This is a genomic window from Agromyces sp. NPDC058110 (genome assembly GCF_042884735.1).
Lineage (GTDB): Bacteria > Actinomycetota > Actinomycetes > Actinomycetales > Microbacteriaceae > Agromyces.
The window spans coordinates 459,253-473,861 of sequence record NZ_JBHVTI010000001.1 but is presented as its reverse complement, the minus strand read 5'-3'; the positions used below and the strand labels follow the sequence as shown (position 1 = coordinate 473,861).

Genomic DNA, 14,609 nt, shown 5'->3' with positions numbered 1-14,609 from the left:
CAAGGAGCCCGCGTGTACCCGCGTACCCCCGACGAGCACGGCGTCGCCGCGTCGCCCGACTTCCCCGCAGGAGAGCGCGACGTGCTCGCGTACTGGAACGCCGACGGCACGTTCCAGGCTTCGATCGACCAGCGCGAGGGCTCGCCCGAGTGGGTCTTCTACGACGGCCCGCCGTTCGCCAACGGCCTGCCGCACTACGGGCACCTGCTCACCGGGTACGCGAAAGACGTCTTCCCGCGGTTCCAGACCATGCGCGGCAAGCAGGTGCACCGCCGCTTCGGCTGGGACACGCACGGCCTGCCCGCCGAACTCGAGGCCGAGCGCCAGCTCGGCATCACCGACAAGGTGCAGATCGAGGAGATGGGCATCGCCGCCTTCAACGAGGCCGCGCGCTCGTCGGTGCTCCGCTACACGAAGGAGTGGCAGGAGTACGTCACCCGTTCGGCACGCTGGGTCGACTTCGACAACGACTACAAGACGCTCGACACGACCTACATGGAATCCGTGATCTGGGCGTTCAAGCAGCTGCACGAGAAGGGCCTCGCCTACGAGGGCCACCGCGTGCTCCCGTACTGCTGGCGCGACCAGACCCCGCTGTCGAACCACGAGCTGCGCATGGACGACGACGTGTACAAGATGCGTCAGGACCAGACGGTCACCGTCACGTTCCCGCTCACCGGCGCGAAGGCCGAGGCGCTCGGCCTCACCGCCGTGCGCGCGCTCGCCTGGACGACGACCCCGTGGACCCTGCCCACCAACTTCGCGCTCGCGGTCGGCCCCGACATCGAGTACGCGGTGGTGCCGGCCGGCCCCAACGGCACGCCAGACGCGACCGTGAACCGCGAACACGCGGGCGCCACCGACACCGAGGTGCTCGGTGCCGAGTACCTCATCGCCGTCGACCTCGTCGGCAACTACGCGAAAGACCTGGGATACGAGTCGGTCGACGACGCGCGCGCCGCGGTCTCGCGCACCGTGCGCGGCGCCGAGCTCGAGGGCGTCACCTACGACCGGCTCTTCGACTACTACGCCGACGTCGAGGCCTACGGCCTGCAGAACGCCTGGCAGATCCTCGTCGCCGACTACGTCACCACCGAAGACGGCACCGGCATCGTGCACCAGGCCCCCGCCTACGGCGAGGAGGACCAGAAGGTCGGCGAAGCCGCAGGCATCCCGGTGATCCTCTCGCTCGACGAGGGCGGCCGCTTCAAGCCCGAGGTGACGGATGTCGCGGGCGAGCTGTGGAGCGACGCCAACAAGCCGCTCACCCAGCTGTTGAAGGCCGAGGGGCGGCTCCTCCGCCAGGCGAGCTACGAGCACTCGTACCCGCACTGCTGGCGCTGCCGCAACCCGCTCATCTACAAGGCGGTCTCGAGCTGGTTCATCCGCGTTCCCGAGTTCCGCGACCGCATGGGCGAGCTGAACCAGGAGATCAGCTGGGTGCCCGAGAACGTGAAGGACGGGCAGTTCGGCAAGTGGGTGGCCGGTGCGCGCGACTGGTCGATCAGCCGCAACCGCTACTTCGGCTCGCCGATCCCCGTGTGGAAGAGCGACGACCCCGAGCACCCCCGGGTCGACGTGTACGGCTCGCTCGTGGAACTCGAGCGCGACTTCGGTCGCCTGCCGCTGAACGCGGCCGGCGAACCCGACCTGCACCGGCCGTACATCGACGACCTCACCCGGCCGAACCCCGACGACCCCACCGGACGTTCGACCATGCGCCGCATCCCCGACGTGCTCGACGTGTGGTTCGACTCCGGCTCGATGCCGTTCGCGCAGGTGCACTACCCGTTCGAGAACCGGGAGTGGTTCGACACCCACCACCCGGCCGACTTCATCGTCGAGTACATCGGCCAGACGCGCGGCTGGTTCTACGTCATGCACGTGCTCTCGACGGCGCTGTTCGACCGCCCTGCGTACAAGAACGTCATCAGCCACGGCATCGTGCTCGGCAGCGACGGGCAGAAGATGTCGAAGTCGCTGCGCAACTACCCCGACGTCTCCGAGGTGTTCGACCGCGACGGCTCAGACGCCATGCGCTGGTTCCTGATGTCGAGCCCGGTGCTCCGCGGCGGCAACCTCATCGTCACCGAGGAGGGCATCCGCGAGGGCGTCAGGCAGGTCATGCTGCCGCTCTGGAGCACGTGGTACTTCTTCTCGCTCTACGCCAACACGGCACGCGAGGGCGGCTACGAGGCGTCGGCCCGCACCGACTCGACCGACGTGCTCGACCGGTACCTGTTCGCGAAGCTGCGCGACCTCGTCGAGGCCGTGACGACCGACCTCGAGAACCTCGACTCGACCCTCGCCTCGGCGAAGCTCCGCGACTTCGCCGACGTGCTGACGAACTGGTACGTGCGCCGGTCGCGCGACCGGTTCTGGGCCGGCGTCGACGACGGCGCGGCCTCGAGCGAGGCCTTCGACACGCTGCACACCGTGCTCGAGACGTTCACACGCCTCGCCGCCCCGCTGCTGCCGCTCACGACCGAGCAGGTCTGGCGCGGCCTCACCGGCGGTCGCAGCGTGCACCTGACCGACTGGCCCGACGCCGCCGACTACCCGGCCGACGACGCGCTCGTCGCCGCGATGGACGCCGTGCGCGAGATCAGCGGCTCGGTGCTCGCCCTGCGCAAGCAGGCGGGCCGCCGCGTGCGCCTGCCGCTCGCCTCGCTCACGGTCGTGACGGCGGATGCCGCGGCGCTGGCGCCCTTCGAGGCGATCCTACGCGACGAGCTCAACGTCAAGGCGGTCGAGCTCGTCGAACTCGACGCGTCGAGCGCCGAGGCGTACGGCGTCACCAAGCGGCTCAGCGTGAACGCGCGCGCCGCAGGGCCGCGCCTCGGCAAGACCGTGCAGCAGGCGATCCAGGCCGCGCGCTCCGGAGACTGGAGCCTCGAGGGCGACACCGTCGTCGCGGGAGGCATCGCGCTCGAGCCCGGCGAGTACGACCTCGTGCTCGAGGCCGGGGGAGCGGGCGAGGGCTCGCGGACGCTCGCGCTGCTCGCCGACGGCGGCTTCGCGATCCTCGACACCGCCACGACGCCCGAGCTCGAGGCCGAGGGCATCGCCCGCGATCTCGTGCGCGCCGTGCAGGACGCCCGCAAGGGCGCCGGCCTCGAGGTGGGCGACCGCATCGCCCTGTCCCTGACGCTCGACCCGGTCTCCCTCGCGGCGGCGAGCACGCACCGCGACCTCGTCACCGGCGAGACCCTCGCCGTGTCGCTCGACCTCCTCGCGATCGACGAGGCGGAGGCCTCCGACATCCAGCCGCTCGCGGGCGGCACCAAGGCGATCATCCGAGTGGAGCAGGCATGACCGACGCACCCGACCAGACGCCCGAGCCCGACGACGACCCGTTCGACGCGCGCGAGGCGCTCGACGCGCTCGGCATCACCGAGGGCGACGAGCCGGCTCGTGCGGCCGCCGGCGGCACCCAGGGCGACGATGCCGAGGAAGGCGACGACTTCGATCCCGAGGCGCGCGACGCGGCCGACGCGGTCTACGCGCACCTGCTCGCACGAGTCGGCGAGGGAGCCCCGCGCCCGCGGCTGGAGCCCACGCGTCGCGCCGTCGAGCTGCTCGGCGACCCGCATCGATCGGCCCCGGTCATCCACCTCACGGGCACGAACGGCAAGACGTCGACGAGCCGCATGATCGAGAGCCTGCTCCGGGCATCCGGCCTGCGCACGGGTCTCCTCACGAGCCCGCACCTCGAGCGGTTCACCGAGCGCATCCGCATCGACGGGGAGTCGATCCGCGACGAGGCGATCGCCCGGAACTGGGAGGAGATCGAGCCGTTCATCGCCATCGTCGACGCCGAACTCGAGGCGGCGGGCGATTCGCCGCTGACGTTCTTCGAGGCCTTCACGGTGCTCGCGTTCGCGTGCTTCGCCGACGCGCCCGTCGACGTCATGGTGCTCGAGGTCGGCATGGGCGGCGAGTGGGACTCCACGAACGTCGCCGACGGCCAGGTGGCCGTGATCACGCCCATCGACCTCGACCACCAGAGCCGGCTCGGCAAGGACGTCGTCGAGATCGCGCGCACCAAGTCGGGCATCATCAAGCCGTCGGCCTCGGTCGTCTCGGCGCAGCAGCGCGACGAGGTGCTCCAGGTGCTCGAGAACGCGGCCGACCTCACCGAGTCGACGCTCGCGGTCGAGGGCGACGCGTTCGCGGTCATCTCGACCACGGTCGCGGTGGGCGGGCAGCTCGTCTCGATCCGCGGGCTCGCAGGCTCCTACCACGACCTCGCGCTGCCGCTCTTCGGTGCGCACCAGGCCCAGAACGCGGCCGTCGCGGTCGCCGCCGTCGAGGCCTTCATCGGCGGCGGCAGCGTGCGGCTCGCCGACGAGGTGGTCGAGGTCGGCCTCGGCAGCGTCACCTCGCCCGGGCGGCTGCAGATCGTCGGATCCGGTCCGACCGTGATCGTCGACGCCGCCCACAATCCCCACGGAGCCAGGTCGCTCGTGGCGTCGCTTCGCGAGTCGTTCGACTTCGACGAGATCGCGATCGTGCTCGGCGTGCTCGGCGACAAGGACGCCGAGGGCATCGTCGACGTGCTCGTCGGCCTCGACGCGCAGTTCATCGTCACCGCGCCAGGGTCCGACCGAGCGACCGACGTCGACCGGCTCGCCGGCATCGTGGCCGCGAAGGCCGGGCCCGATCGCGTGAGCGTGATCGAACGGCTCGACGACGCCCTCGACGAGGCCCGCGACTGGGCGACCGAGGGCGAGAAGCGCGCGGTGGTCGTCACCGGCTCCGTCGTGCTCGTCGGCGATGCGATCGCGATCGCGAACGACCGAGGGTGGGGCGCGCGATGAGCGGCATCGCCGGCGAGCCGACCGACCTTCCGACGCCCGACGGCGAGTCCCGAGCCGAGGCGCAGGCCGCCGCATCGGCCCCCCGCTCGGTGCGCGCGAGCCTCGCGTCCATCGTGCTCGGGTTCGAGCTGCTCGTGGTGTTCCTCGCCTCGCTCGTCATCTGGGGCCTCACGCCCGACGACGGCGGCGCCTTCGGGCTGCCGCGCTGGTCGGCGCTCGTCGCCGGCGGCGTCGTGATCGTGCTCATGATCGCCACGATCGGCCTGCTCAAGCACCGCTGGGCGTACGCACTCGGATGGGCCGTGCAGGCGCTCATCCTCCTCGCCGGATTCCTCAACGCCGGGATGTTCTTCATCGGAGCGCTCTTCGGCGGCATCTGGGCGTACTGCATGATCGTCGGCGAACGCATCGACCGAGAGAAGGCGGCGGCCGTCGCCGCCTACCGAAAGGAACACGAATGACCACCGCAATCGAAGAGACCCTCGTGCTCGTCAAGCCCGACGGCGTCGCCCGCAACCTCACGGGCGAGATCCTGCGCCGCATCGAGGCCAAGGGCTACTCGCTCGTCGACATCCGCCTCGTGCAGGCCGACCGTTCGCTCCTCGCGCAGCACTACGCCGAGCACGAGGGCAAGCCGTTCTACGAGCCGCTCGTCGAGTTCATGGAGTCGGGTCCGGTCGTCGCGATCCGGGTCGCCGGCAACCGCGTGATCGAGGGCTTCCGCTCGCTCGCGGGCACCACCGACCCGACGACGGCCGCGCCGGGCACCATCCGCGGCGACTTCGGCCGCGACTGGGGCCTCAAGGTGCAGCAGAATCTCGTGCACGGCTCCGACTCGGTCGAGTCCGCCGAGCGCGAGCTCGCGCTCTGGTTCGCCTGATCCCGATCGCTCCGGCCGACCACGGCTGAACGACGGATGCCGGTCGAGCCACCGATCGAGCACTGGTCGCCGCGGCCGGGTCGCTCAGCCCCGGATCGTCGGGCGGTCAGCGCCAGGCGTTCTGGAGGTCGATCAGCACGCGCGGGATCGCGTTCATCTGCGCCTGGGCGAGCAGGATGACGACGGCGTAGCAGACCACCGTGATCACCGGGATCCAGCCGTACCACGCGGCGGCGAGGCGTCGCACGCGGGCCGACGCGGGCAGGTTGCCCGATCGCAGGTTGTGCAGCGTCACGAGCCAGAACGTCGGAATGGTCACGGCCCACGTGAGCATGCACCAAGGGCACAGCACGTCGAGCACGTAGATGCTCTGGTAGATGAGCCAGCCGACGAACACCAGGGCACCCGCGACGCCGACGTTGAACGCCGCCCAGAACCACCGCGAGAACGTCGCACCGGCGAGCAGCGCCATGCCGATCGTGATCACCACGGGCCAGGCCATCATGCCCACGAACGGGTTCGGGAACCCGAATACCGACCCCTGCCACGAAGCGAGGTTCGTGCTGCAGCCCACGAGCACGCCCACATTGCAGTTCGGGATGTGGTCGGGGTCCATCAGCACGAGCACCTTCTCGACCGAGAGCTCCCACGCCGCGAGCAGACCGAACGCCCCGAGGACGACGAGGCTGATGGCGAGGGCGACGGGCTTCGGGCGGGCGGGGGCATCCGACATGACTCGATTCTGACACGGCGAATCGGCGGGTTCGGTGCGGGTCGTGCGATAATCGAGGAAGCCGACCGGGCCGGGCCCGGAAACGGCGACAGACGAAACTTCCCGGATGCCGCGCATCCGACTGAGCGGTGAAACGCACCGCACGATGTGGCGACAGGGCAACCCTGCCGGTCGCGAGCTGAGAATTGGCGGTCCCGCGTACGACGCGGAACCGCACCTGAGAGTACGGAAGGAACGGCGCGGCCGTTCCGACCGGTGTAGGAGTGCACCAGAGATGGTGGAAGGCAACGAGCACCAGAACCGACCCGATCCGAAGGCGGCGCCCAAGCGGCGCGGTGGGCTCTTCGGCGGCCGACGCGGCCGCGGCCGTGCAGCGCAGGAGGCCCTCGAGGCCCAGGCGCCCGCACCCGAGGTCGAGGTCGCCGCACCGGTCGCCGAGGGCGCCCAGACCGAGGCGGGCGCGGCCGAGACGGTCGTCGAGACGCCGGCCCCCGTGTCGGCGTCGGCGCACCACGCCGGACGTCACGTCGCGGCCCCGGTCGACGGAGTCCCGTCGAGCGACGCCGAGTCCGACGAGGCACCGGTCGAGCCCGAGCAGCCCGACGCGGCCGAGGCACCCGTCTCGCCGATCCCGGCCAACCTCACGACCACCTCGCTGATCTTCCACGCACCGCCCGTGCTCGTGCAGCCCGACCGCCCCGAGCGCGGCGAGCGCCCCGAGCGCGGCGAGCGCCCCGAGCGCGGCGACTTCCCGGCCGAGCGCGACGAAGAGGGCTCGAGCGTCCGCCGCCGCACGCGCCGCCGGAGCGGCGAGGAGCCGCGCGCGACGGGCGACCAGCCCGCGAACACGGTCGTCAAGGTGCGCACGCCGCGCGAGCCCGAGCTCATCACCGAACCGCAGCGCGTCAAGGGCTCGACCCGCCTCGAGGCGAAGAAGCAGCGGCGCCGCGACGGTCGCGACGCCGGTCGCCGCCGCACGATCATCACCGAGTCCGAGTTCCTCGCACGCCGTGAGTCGGTCGACCGCTCGATGGTCGTCCGCGAGAAGAGCGGGCGCGTGCAGATCGGCGTGCTCGAAGACGGCGTGCTGGTCGAGCACTACGTGGCCCGCAACCAAGACGCCTCGCTCATCGGCAACGTCTACCTCGGTCGCGTGCAGAACGTGCTGCCGAGCATGGAGGCCGCGTTCGTCGACATCGGCCGCGGCCGCAACGCCGTGCTGTACTCGGGCGAGGTCGACTGGGACGCCGCGGCCGAGAACGGCGAGAAGAACCAGCCCCGCCGCATCGAGCTCGCGCTGAAGCCCGGCGATCGCGTGCTCGTGCAGGTCACCAAGGACCCGGTCGGCCACAAGGGCGCGCGCCTCACGAGCCAGATCTCGCTGCCGGGCCGCTACCTCGTGTACGTGCCGAACGGGTCGATGAACGGCATCAGCCGCAAGCTCCCCGACACCGAGCGCGCCCGCCTCAAGAAGATCCTCAAGGAGGTGCTTCCCGAGAACCAGGGCGTGATCGTGCGCACCGCCGCCGAGGGCGCCACCGAGGAGCAGCTGACGCTCGACGTGAACCGGCTGCTCGCGCAGTGGGCCGACATCTCGACGCAGCTCGAGAAGGCCCAGGCGCCCGCGCTGCTGCACTCCGAGCCCGACCTGCTCATCAAGATCGTCCGCGACGTCTTCAACGAGGACTTCCAGAAGATGATCATCGAGGGCGACGAGGCGCGCGCCACCATCGAGCGCTACCTGCGCGCCGTCGCACCCGACCTGCTCGAGCGCGTCGAGGCCTACGAGGGCGACCGCGACTCCTTCGACTCGTTCCGCATCAGCGAGCAGATCGAGAAGGCGCTCGACCGCAAGGTGTGGCTGCCCTCCGGCGGTTCGCTCGTCATCGACCGCACCGAGGCGATGACCGTGGTCGACGTCAACACCGGCAAGTTCGTCGGCTCCGGCGGCAACCTCGAAGAGACGGTCACGAAGAACAACCTCGAGGCCGCCGAAGAGATCGTGCGCCAGCTGAGGCTGCGCGACATCGGCGGCATCATCGTGGTCGACTTCATCGACATGGTGCTCGAGTCCAACCGCGACCTCGTGCTCCGCCGACTGATCGAGTGCCTGTCGCGCGACCGCACCAAGCACCAGGTGGCCGAGGTCACCTCGCTCGGCCTCGTGCAGATGACCCGCAAGAAGCTGGGCCTCGGCCTGCTCGAGACCTTCAGCGAGCCGTGCGAGGTCTGCGCGGGCCGCGGCATCGTCGTGCACCACGAGCCGGTGTTCAAGCACCGCAGCGCGCCCCAGCAGCCGCAGTCCGAACGACGTCGCGGCGCCCGCGGAAGCCAGGGCTCCGGCAACGGCGGAGGAAACTCCGGCGGCGGATCGCAGCACACGGCCCCCTCCGAGCCGAAGGCGCACACCGGCACGCACGCCATCACCGAAGACGTCAAGCACGCCCTCGCGCAGATCGCGGCATCGACGATCCCGCACTCCGAGCACCGCGAGGGCGATGCGGCGCCCGCCGAATCCGCTCCGGCAGCGGCACCGGCGCCCGAGGCGAAGTCCGACGACGAGGCAGCAGCGCCCCGTCAGGGCCGTCGTCGCGGTCGGGGCCGCCGTGCGTCGCGCGAGCAGGCCGGCGCCGCGGCATCCGACTCCAACGCCGAGCCGCGGGAGTCGTCGTCCGACGCGCAGCCCGAAGCGGCGCCCGACGCTGCTCCGAGTGCGCCGGCGAGCGAGCCCCGCACGCCGATCGCGGCAGAGGTGGCACCCGAGGCTCCGTCACCCGAGCCCGCGGTCGCGCCCCTCCTCGACCTGCCGGTCGTGGCCGCCCCGCGCACGCGTCCGGAGCCGTCCGCCGGCACCGCCGAGCTCCTCGACTCGGTGCTCGACGCCCTGCCCGCCCCGAAGAAGGCCGGCGAGGGCCGGTCGCGGAGCCGGCGCGTGTCGACCGCCGCGCTCTCGCCCGCGGGCGGTGCGCCCGTGATCACGCGCGCCGACGGCACCCCCGCCGAGTCCGGCGAGCCGTCGGGGTCCGACTCCGAATAGCTCGGCCAGCACGAGCGGGTCGAGTCGACTTCAGTCGGTGCCGGCCCGCTCGGCCCTCCGGCGGTGCGGACGGTCACGGGGGAGCACGCGCAATCCGCTCGCCGCGAGCCGCCGCACGAGTTCGCGCGGCGGCACCGGCACGGCCCCGGCCGCGACGAGTTCGTCGTACCGCTCGACGGGCACGTCGTAGTGGTCGAGGTCGAAGGCGCGGGCCGGCAGGCCCGCCGCATCTGCGAACGCCCTGAGCTCGGCGATCGACTCGTCGCTCACGAGGTGGGCCCAGACCGTGCCGTGCTTGGGCCAGAGCGGCGTGTCGATGAGCACGGTCATGCCCCGATCCTAGGCTCCGACGCGCGCGACGCGCCGGTGGCCGCTCGTTTGACCGAGTCGCCCTCATCCGGTAAACTCGACCGTTGGTGCCGCCGCTTATCACGGTGCGCCCACACAGTTTTCTGGCAGTCACCACCCTTCTTCCCGCTGGGGCGACCGCGCAGTGACATCCCATCAGACAGTCGGAACCCCCGGGTTCCCCAAAGATAGGTACGAGTAGTGGTTTACGCAGTAGTGCGCGCCGGCGGTCGGCAGGAGAAGGTCGAAGTCGGCACCATCGTGACGATGGACCGCATCAAGGCTGACAAGGACGGCAACGTCCAGCTCGCCGCGGTGCTCCTCGTCGACGGCGAGAACATCACCTCCGACGCCAAGTCGCTTGCAAAGGTCACGGTCACGGCCGAGGTCCTCAACGACCTCCGCGGCCCCAAGATCGTGATCCAGAAGTTCAAGAACAAGACCGGCTACAAGAAGCGCCAGGGCCACCGTCAGGAGCTCACGCGCGTCAAGGTCACCGGCATCAAGTAACAGCTGCGGCTCGCAAGGAGAATCAGACATGGCACACAAAAAGGGAGCGAGCTCCACTCGCAACGGTCGTGACTCGAACGCACAGCGCCTCGGCGTGAAGCGCTTCGGCGGCCAGGTCGTCAGCGCGGGCGAGATCCTCGTCCGCCAGCGCGGCACCCACTTCCACCCGGGTGCGGGTGTTGGTCGCGGTGGCGACGACACGCTGTTCGCGCTCGAGGCCGGCTCGGTGCAGTTCGGCACCAAGGGCGGCCGCAAGGTGGTCAACATCGTGGCGGCCGGCGAATAGTCGACCGACAGGTTTCATCGTGAGGGCGGGCTTCGGCTCGCCCTCACGTGTTTCGAGAGCAGAAAGGCACGTCGATGGTCAGCTTCGTCGATGAGGTGACGCTGTACCTGCGCGCCGGTCACGGTGGCAACGGGTGCGTCTCGGTGCGCCGAGAGAAGTTCAAGCCCCTCGCGGGTCCCGACGGCGGCAACGGCGGCAACGGCGGCGACATCGTGCTCGTCGCCGACCCGCAGGTCACGACCCTGCTCGCGTACCACGGGCGCCCGCACCGCTCGAGCGGCAACGGCCAGCCGGGCATGGGCGACAACCGCTCCGGCGCGCTCGGCGAGCCGCTGGAACTGCCGGTCCCGGTCGGCACGGTCGTGAAGGACCCCGACGGCACAGAGCTGGTCGACCTCTCCGAGCCCGGCATGCGGTTCGTCGCAGCCGCAGGCGGCCAGGGCGGCCTGGGCAACGCCTCGCTCGCGACGACCAAGCGCAAGGCGCCCGGGTTCGCACTCCTCGGCACCCTCGGCTACGAGGGCGAGATCAGGCTCGAGCTCAAGACCATCGCGGATGTCGCGCTCGTCGGCTATCCGTCGGCCGGCAAGTCCAGCCTGATCGCCGCCATGTCGGCCGCGCGCCCGAAGATCGCCGACTACCCGTTCACCACGCTGCACCCGAACCTCGGCGTCGTGCAGGCGGGCGACCACCGCTTCACCGTCGCCGACGTGCCCGGGCTCATCGAGGGCGCGAGCGAGGGCAAGGGGCTCGGGCTCGAGTTCCTCCGCCATGTCGAGCGCTGCTCCGCGCTGCTCCACGTCATCGATTGCGCCACGCTCGAACCGGGCCGCGATCCGATCAGCGACCTCGACGTCATCCTCGGCGAACTCGCCGCCTACCCGGTGCCCGAGGGGCAGACGCCGCTCCTCGAGCGTCCGCAGCTCGTCGCGCTCAACAAGGTCGACGTGCCCGAGGCCCGCGACCTCGCCGAGCTCGTCAAGCCCGAGTTCGAGGCCCGTGGGTTCACGGTGTTCGAGATCTCCACCGTCAGCCACGAAGGTCTCCGCCAGCTCGGATTCGCGCTCGGCGCCCTCGTCGACGAGGAGCGCAAAGCCGCGGCATCCGCCCCCGAGGGCCCTCGCATCGTCATGCGTCCGAAGGCCGTCGACGAGGTCGACTACGTCGTCAAGCCCGAGGGCGGCAGCTACGGCACGATCTACCGCGTGCTCGGCGGCAAGCCCGAGCGCTGGGTGCAGCAGACCGACTTCGCCAACGACGAGGCCGTCGGCTTCCTCGCCGACCGCCTGGCGCGTCTCGGTGTCGAGGACGCCCTCGTGCGCGCGGGAGCGGTCGCCGGATCGACGGTCGTGATCGGCCCCGGCCACGGCGTCGTCTTCGACTGGGAGCCCACGCTCACGTCGACCGCCGAGCTCATCACCGCCCCGCGCGGCACCGATGTGCGCCTCGATGAGAACCGACGCGCGACGCGCGCCGAGCGGCGCAGCGACTACCACGATCGCATGGACGCGAAGGCCGAGGCCCGGGCGGAGCTCGATCGCGAGCGCGAGGCCGGCCTCTGGGCCGACGACGACGAGCCTGCCGACGCCGCGACACCGACCGCCCCGGCGGAGGCCGAGGACGACCGATGACGCTGCGCACCCGCGCCGACATCCCGTCGGCGCAGCGCATCGTCGTGAAGGTCGGCTCCTCGTCGGTCAGCGGCGAGAACGCCGAGCAGATCGGCCCGCTGGTCGACGCGCTCGCGGCGGCGCACGCCCGCGGCACCGAGGTGGTGCTCGTCTCATCCGGGGCGATCGCGACCGCCATCCCGTTCCTCAGCCTCGACGGACGCCCGACCGACCTCGCGACGCAGCAGGCGGCGGCAGCCGTCGGCCAGAACGTGCTCATGTGGCGCTACCAGACGAGCCTCGATCGGTACGGCGTGCTCGCCGGGCAGGTGCTGCTGACCGCGGGCGACCTCGAGAACGCGACCCCCCGATCGAACGCCCAGCGCGCGATGGACCGGCTGCTCGCGCTTCGCATCCTGCCGATCGTGAACGAGAACGACACCGTGGCGACCCACGAGATCCGGTTCGGCGACAACGACCGGCTCGCGGCCCTCGTGGCCGAGCTCATCGGCGCCGACCTGCTCGTGCTGCTCTCCGACGTCGACGCGCTCTACACGAAGCCTCCGCATCTCGAGGGCGCAGAGCGCATCGAGCACGTGGCCTACGGCGACGAACTGGCCGGGGTCGAGATCGGGTCGATCGGCAGAGCCGGCGTCGGCACCGGGGGAGCCGAGACCAAGGTCTCCGCAGCTCGCATCGCCGCGAGTTCCGGCGCGGCCGTGCTCATCACGGCGACGCCCCTCGTCGCCGACGCGCTCTCGGGCTCGCACATCGGCACGTGGTTCGACGCCGCCCCCGAACGTCACACGGCCGACGAGGCGGTCCCGCTCGCCTAGGCTGATGCCATGGAGCAGCCCGACCTCGACACGACCGTGATCGACGCGCGGCTCGCCGCGGCGAAGGAGGCGTCCTACCGCCTCGCCCGCGCGACGACCGCCGAGAAGGACGCCGCGCTCGAGCGCATCGCGTCCGACCTTCGCGATCGCGCCGCCGACGTGATCGCGGCGAACGCGCTCGACCTCGAGGCGGGGCGCACGGCCGGGCTCGCGAGCGGCCTGCTCGACCGGCTCGCCCTCGATGCGACCCGCATCGACGCCCTCGCCGACGCGGTGCTCGACGTCATCGGGCTGACCGATCCGGTCGGCGAGACCCTGACCGGTCGCACCCTTCCGAGCGGCGTCCGCATCGACCAGGTGCGCGTGCCGCTCGGCGTGGTGGGCGCGATCTACGAGGCTCGACCGAACGTCACGGTCGACATCGCCGTGCTCGCGCTGAAGAGCGGGAACGCCGTGGTGCTGCGGGGCGGCACCGCGGCCGAGCACACCAACCGGGTGCTCGTCGACGTGCTCCGCGGCGCGCTCGACGCCGTCGGACTGCCCGCCGAGGCCGTGCAGACGGTCGACGACTTCGGGCGCGCCGGCGCTCGGCACCTCATGCAGGCGCGCGACTACGTCGACGTGCTGATCCCGCGGGGGAGTGCCGGGCTCATCCGCGCCGTCGTCGAGGAGGCGCGCGTGCCCGTCATCGAGACGGGCGCGGGCGTGGTGCACATGTTCCTCGACGCCTCGGCGCCCGAGCAGTGGGCCGTCGACCTCGTGCACAACGCGAAGGTGCAGCGACCGAGTGTCTGCAACGCGCTCGAGACCGTGCTCGTGCACCGAGACGCCGCAGAGCGCCTGCTGCCCGCAGTGCTCGACCGCCTCGCGGATGCGGGCGTCACGATCCACGCCGACGAGCGCGCTCGGGCGATCCGTCCGGGCCTCCTCCCGGTCACCGACGAGGACTTCGCCACCGAGCACATGAGCCTCGACATCTCGGTCGCCGTCGTCGATTCGCTCGACGACGCGCTCGAGCACATCCGACGCTTCTCGACGAAGCACACCGAGTCGATCGTGACGAACGACCTGGCCAACGCCGAGCGCTTCCTCAACGAGGTGGACTCCGCCGCCGTCATGGTCAACGCCTCGACCCGTTTCACCGACGGCGCCGAGTTCGGCTTCGGTGCCGAGGTGGGCATCTCGACACAGAAGCTGCACGCACGCGGCCCGATGGGCCTCCCGGAGCTCACGAGCACCAAGTGGATCGTGCGGGGCGCCGGGCACGTGCGGGCCTGATCTCGCTAGACTGTCACGAGCAACACAGCAGGCTTCGAAAGGAACACGAATGAGCTTCACGAGCACGGCACTGACCGGCATCCTCACGTCGGAGTCGGTGCACGCGGTCGAACTGCCGATGGCGACGTGGGCGTACGGGCTCGTCGCACTCATCATCTTCGCCGTGCTCGCATTCGTGACCGCGTCCTACCGCGACGTCGCCAACCGCCACCGTGCGAAGGCCGAGGCCTACGCCGCGCGCCACGGAGCCGACGAGCACGGCGGGCACTGA

General features: G+C 71.1%; 13 protein-coding genes. 11 read left to right on the top strand and 2 right to left on the bottom strand.

Going from position 1 to position 14,609, the window contains the following annotated elements; translation table 11 throughout:
- The first annotated feature begins 12 nt into the window (after positions 1 to 12).
- From ileS to ndk, 4 genes are read left to right on the top strand one after another with little or no spacing between them, the layout of a single operon-like run.
- Positions 13 to 3,315, top strand: coding sequence for an isoleucine--tRNA ligase (gene ileS, locus ACFVS8_RS02350; RefSeq protein ID WP_387057187.1), 3,303 nt, complete (start codon positions 13 to 15; stop codon positions 3,313 to 3,315).
- On the top strand, positions 3,312 to 4,820 hold the full coding sequence (locus ACFVS8_RS02345) for a bifunctional folylpolyglutamate synthase/dihydrofolate synthase (protein WP_387057185.1): 1,509 nt from the start codon (positions 3,312 to 3,314) through the stop codon (positions 4,818 to 4,820). The genes ileS and ACFVS8_RS02345 overlap by 4 nt, the downstream gene beginning before the upstream one ends.
- A complete protein-coding gene (locus ACFVS8_RS02340) occupies positions 4,817 to 5,281 on the top strand; it encodes a DUF4233 domain-containing protein (protein WP_387057183.1) in 465 nt (154 codons plus the stop codon). Before ACFVS8_RS02345 ends, ACFVS8_RS02340 begins: the two co-directional genes overlap by 4 nt.
- Positions 5,278 to 5,700: a nucleoside-diphosphate kinase gene (gene ndk / locus ACFVS8_RS02335; RefSeq protein WP_387057181.1), complete on the top strand. Its 423-nt coding sequence runs from the start codon at positions 5,278 to 5,280 to the stop codon at positions 5,698 to 5,700. Before ACFVS8_RS02340 ends, ndk begins: the two co-directional genes overlap by 4 nt.
- Before the next feature lie 106 nt (positions 5,701 to 5,806).
- Here the strand turns inward: ndk and ACFVS8_RS02330 are convergent, their stop codons facing one another.
- Positions 5,807 to 6,433: a vitamin K epoxide reductase family protein gene (locus ACFVS8_RS02330; protein ID WP_387057179.1), complete on the bottom strand. Its 627-nt coding sequence runs from the start codon at positions 6,431 to 6,433 to the stop codon at positions 5,807 to 5,809.
- Between the two features lie 274 nt (positions 6,434 to 6,707).
- On the opposite strand from ACFVS8_RS02330, the gene ACFVS8_RS02325 reads away from it, so the two are divergent.
- Positions 6,708 to 9,470, top strand: a complete 2,763-nt coding sequence (locus ACFVS8_RS02325; protein ID WP_387057177.1) for an Rne/Rng family ribonuclease — start codon at positions 6,708 to 6,710, stop codon at positions 9,468 to 9,470.
- A gap of 30 nt (positions 9,471 to 9,500) precedes the next feature.
- Here ACFVS8_RS02325 and ACFVS8_RS02320 read toward each other — a convergent pair whose 3' ends face one another.
- Complete coding sequence (locus tag ACFVS8_RS02320; protein ID WP_387057175.1) at positions 9,501 to 9,800, bottom strand: DUF4031 domain-containing protein; 300 nt, start codon at positions 9,798 to 9,800, stop codon at positions 9,501 to 9,503.
- Between the two features lie 219 nt (positions 9,801 to 10,019).
- Between ACFVS8_RS02320 and rplU the strand changes: the two genes are divergently transcribed.
- The 6 genes from rplU (at position 10,020) to ACFVS8_RS02290 (ending at position 14,609) form a co-directional block, all read left to right on the top strand.
- The gene (rplU, locus tag ACFVS8_RS02315; protein ID WP_074401007.1) at positions 10,020 to 10,328 is read left to right on the top strand and encodes a 50S ribosomal protein L21; all 309 of its coding nucleotides are present in this window, start codon (positions 10,020 to 10,022) and stop codon (positions 10,326 to 10,328) included.
- A gap of 28 nt (positions 10,329 to 10,356) precedes the next feature.
- Positions 10,357 to 10,614 carry a 50S ribosomal protein L27 gene (rpmA, locus tag ACFVS8_RS02310; protein WP_055857715.1) on the top strand — a complete coding sequence of 86 codons (258 nt, stop codon included), beginning with the start codon at positions 10,357 to 10,359 and terminating at the stop codon, positions 10,612 to 10,614.
- A gap of 74 nt (positions 10,615 to 10,688) precedes the next feature.
- Positions 10,689 to 12,245: a GTPase ObgE gene (obgE, locus tag ACFVS8_RS02305; RefSeq protein ID WP_387057172.1), complete on the top strand. Its 1,557-nt coding sequence runs from the start codon at positions 10,689 to 10,691 to the stop codon at positions 12,243 to 12,245.
- Positions 12,242 to 13,060 (top strand): glutamate 5-kinase, encoded by an 819-nt coding sequence (gene proB, locus ACFVS8_RS02300; RefSeq protein ID WP_387057170.1) that lies wholly within the window; start codon positions 12,242 to 12,244, stop codon positions 13,058 to 13,060. The genes obgE and proB overlap by 4 nt, the downstream gene beginning before the upstream one ends.
- A gap of 9 nt (positions 13,061 to 13,069) precedes the next feature.
- A complete protein-coding gene (locus ACFVS8_RS02295; protein WP_387057168.1) occupies positions 13,070 to 14,338 on the top strand; it encodes a glutamate-5-semialdehyde dehydrogenase in 1,269 nt (422 codons plus the stop codon).
- A gap of 49 nt (positions 14,339 to 14,387) precedes the next feature.
- Positions 14,388 to 14,609 (top strand): hypothetical protein, encoded by a 222-nt coding sequence (locus ACFVS8_RS02290; protein ID WP_387057166.1) that lies wholly within the window; start codon positions 14,388 to 14,390, stop codon positions 14,607 to 14,609.